We start from the raw sequence: 1,895 nt of genomic DNA, 5'->3' as shown, positions 1-1,895 counted from the left end.
GCGCCAGCGTCCGCACCGTCTCCTCGAAGGTGTCCCCGTCCAGCGCCACGGGCCGCGTGTCCGTGCGCGGCGTGTACTCACGCGCCCGGCCTTCTCCCGTGTCCAACCGCAGCGTCCGTGACGTCGCGCAGCCTGTCGCCAACAGCGCCCACAGCACGCACAGCCAGCGGAGTGACATGGACTGCCTCCTGATTTCGTCGGCTACACCACGGACTGGCGCCAGGCTCGGGACAGGTGACCGGGGTGGGACTGGTTGAAGCGGTGGAGCAGTTCCTCCCGGCCGTGCTCCAGCAGGTACGTGAGTTCCCGGGGCATGAGTGTCTTCACGGTGACCAGCCGGACCTGTCCGTCCGGCATCGTGAAGTGGGTGGGGAGCGTGGGCGTGTCCATGCCCAGGAGCACGGCGACGCGGCCGTCCTTGGTCAGGAGCGGTTCGGGCATGTGCTCTCCGTCCACCTCCATGGAGAGGAGGCCCGTCCTCGCGGGTTCGCGCAGGTGTTCGTGGCCCACGAGTTCGTTGCCGATGCGTTCCAGCAGCGTCACGGGCCATCTGGCCTGGGGCTCGTCGGTTTCGAGCGCTAGCTCCAGACCGAAACCCACGGAAGGTTCCATGGCATCGACGAAGAAGTCGGAGAGGCCGTCCGTCACGAAGAGGGTGCGTCCTTCGGGGCGGTGGATGACGCGCCAGACCTGGCGCTTCGCGGGCCAGCCTCCTCCGACGACGATGGGGAGGATGGCTTCTTCATCCAACGTGCCCAGGGTGCGCCAGAACGCTGTGCGGGCGGTTTCGGTACGCTCGTAGAGAGCCTGGAGCTTGCGGTTGTGTGCGCGCTCCTCGGGGCTGACAGGGCTGGGCCCCGTGACTTCCTCAAACCTTATCCCCGTGACTCCAGCACGCTCCACCGTATCTTTGATGTCCTCAGAGACGATGAGCGCAACGGTCCATCCCCAGGGTCGGAAGACCTTGGCATCGCCGACCTTCGCCGGATCGATGCGCATGCGGGAGACAGCCCTATACGTTCCCACCTTGTCGGGTTGTCCATCTTCCGGATGCCAGAACTGAACCTCGCCGGAGCGCTCATCATCGATACATCGGATGTTCCGTGTCGCGACGAGGATGAAGTACGGCTCAATCTGTCCCTCGACCTCGACAGGAATGACCTGCACGTCATTCGGTGCCAGTTCGCTGAAGATGTTCGCGACCCGCCGGCGAACAACAGGGGCCCCACCCACGCTCGTCGTCGCGTAATCCAGGAGCGCGCCTGGATGAGAGATGGGAATCCTGAGGTGCTCCTTGATCTGGACAGGACATCCATCCGCGAACTGCCAGATGTCGTCGATCTCCTGTCCCTGGGAGTTCGTCGCCTCGCCTGGCAGCCAGCGATCCTGGATGTCCATGTCGTCCAGCAGCTCGAAGTACCGCATCGTCATCTGCTCCATCCGTCAGTTGCGAACAACCCAGCCATGAAGGTCTGTGCCTTGCCGCAAAATCTCCCGTCCCAGGTTTTGGAGTTCCCTCGTCAGGGCGCTTCGACATTGGGCAATGCTCTGACATCTTCCCAGGGCCGTCTTCAATCTCTTGAGGATGGCCTCATGGTACTCCCGAGGATGCGGGCCTTTATGACCGGCAACACGAACTGTGTTCACCTCGTCATCCAGGGACATCCCCGCACGGTCGAAGAGTTCCTGAAACTTGGGTGACCAGGGGCCACCATCGCGCGTCGCTTCCCACCACTTGTTCGTGGCGATGTGATGCACGCGGACTTCGACGGGCACCGGGACGTTCGGCCCCTTCGCGGACATCGCCACCGCGTTGGGCGCCAGTGCGAGCGTCACCTCTCCGCTCGCGGACACCGCGACCGCTGAGACCTCCGCCGCGGCCACCAGCCGGAAGC

2 protein-coding genes are annotated in these 1,895 nt (G+C 64.3%); both read right to left on the bottom strand.

Annotated features, from left to right (window positions below; genetic code table 11):
• Positions 1 to 201: 201 nt before the first annotated feature.
• Positions 202 to 1,425 (bottom strand): imm11 family protein, encoded by a 1,224-nt coding sequence (locus ACLEQD_RS42395; protein WP_410391648.1) that lies wholly within the window; start codon positions 1,423 to 1,425, stop codon positions 202 to 204.
• A gap of 18 nt (positions 1,426 to 1,443) precedes the next feature.
• Positions 1,444 to 1,895, bottom strand: a 452-nt coding sequence (locus ACLEQD_RS42390; RefSeq protein WP_410391646.1) for an AHH domain-containing protein, incomplete at its 5' end; no start/stop codon positions are given.

Origin of the sequence: Corallococcus sp. 4LFB (assembly GCF_046520365.1) — a bacterium.
Classification (GTDB): domain Bacteria; phylum Myxococcota; class Myxococcia; order Myxococcales; family Myxococcaceae; genus Corallococcus; species Corallococcus caeni.
This window is presented reverse-complemented; position numbering and strand designations above follow the sequence as displayed.

What these genes read in the sequence shown, in the direction of transcription:
- ACLEQD_RS42395 (WP_410391648.1), bottom strand. Translation starts at nt 1,425, where the DNA reads ATGCGGTACTTCGAGCTGCTGGACGACATGGACATCCAGGATCGCTGG.